Origin of the sequence: Nguyenibacter vanlangensis (assembly GCF_013376155.1) — a bacterium.
Taxonomy (GTDB): domain Bacteria; phylum Pseudomonadota; class Alphaproteobacteria; order Acetobacterales; family Acetobacteraceae; genus Gluconacetobacter; species Gluconacetobacter vanlangensis.
Genome location: NZ_JABXXP010001182.1, coordinates 1 through 608, shown reverse-complemented (window position 1 = coordinate 608; position 608 = coordinate 1). Strand labels below are relative to the sequence as shown.

Genomic DNA, 608 nt, shown 5'->3' with positions numbered 1-608 from the left:
CTGGCCGGCTCTTCCCGCGCGGCGCGGCCGGCACGGCCGCGCGGCGTCTACATGGTCGGCCAGGTCGGGCGCGGCAAGACCATGCTGATGGACCTGTTCTTCGACCTGGCCCCGGTGGCGCACAAGCGCCGGGTGCATTTCCACCGCTTCATGCAGGACGTGCACCAGCGCCTGCACGCGATGAAGCAGGCGGACCCCGGACTGGCCGACCCGATCCCGCCCCTGGCCCAGGCCATCGCGGGCCAGGCCTGGCTGCTGTGCTTCGACGAATTCCAGGTCGACGACATCGCCGATGCCATGATCCTGGGCCGGCTTTTCGAATATCTGTTCGCCGCGGGCGTGGTGGTGGTCGCGACTTCGAACACCCGGCCGCAGGATCTGTTCCAGCACCGGCCGGGGGCCGACGCCTTCCGGCCCTTCATCGCCATCATCCAGCGCGAGGTGGACACGCTGGAACTGGACTCGCCACGCGATTACCGGCGGGGCGGCCTGCGTGGGGTCACGACCTGGATCGTGCCGCCGGGCGCCGAGGCGACGCAGGAACTGGATTCGCTGTTCATGCGCCTGGCCGGCGGGGCGCCGCTCTGCCCGGTGACGCTGCAGGTCAT

1 protein-coding gene is annotated in these 608 nt (G+C 70.4%); it reads left to right on the top strand.

The genetic code is table 11. From position 1 onward, the window contains the following. Nucleotides 1–608 (top strand): cell division protein ZapE (gene zapE, locus HUK84_RS22000; RefSeq protein ID WP_176642017.1); only part of this gene is annotated, 608 nt, incomplete at both ends.